The sequence below is a fragment of the Synechococcus sp. CCY 9618 genome (assembly GCF_019038415.1).
GTDB lineage: Bacteria > Cyanobacteriota > Cyanobacteriia > PCC-6307 > Cyanobiaceae > Cyanobium.
This window is the reverse complement of record NZ_JAFKRG010000086.1, coordinates 1-299: the sequence shown is the minus strand read 5'-3', so window position 1 is coordinate 299 and position 299 is coordinate 1. Positions and strand designations below refer to the sequence as shown.

General features: G+C 62.9%; 1 pseudogene. It reads right to left on the bottom strand.

Annotation, left to right across the window (positions count from 1 at the left end):
* Nucleotides 1–299, bottom strand: a pseudogene (locus KUG41_RS15245) (IS3 family transposase); the annotation flags it as partial.

Sequence of the window (299 nt, the reverse complement as noted above, 5' to 3'; positions counted from 1 at the left end):
TGATCCTGCTGGTAGCGCTTCTCCAGGTCCTTCTGCTCGGCCATCGTCAGCAGCGGCTGTGCATTGGCATCCTGGGCCGCCTGTCGCCAGCGGTCCAACTGCTCGGGGAACAGACCCCGTTCTCTGCAGTAGGTGCCCAGTTCCGTGGCGTTCATACCGGCACTTTCCAGCACCACCGTGAACTTGTCGGTGGCACCCCAGCCCTCAGGATCCTTCTCGGATGCCGGTACCACCTCGCCCTGCAGCCTCCAGACCTTCCTCCAGTTGTAGAGGGTGACCACGTGAATGCCCAGCTCTGC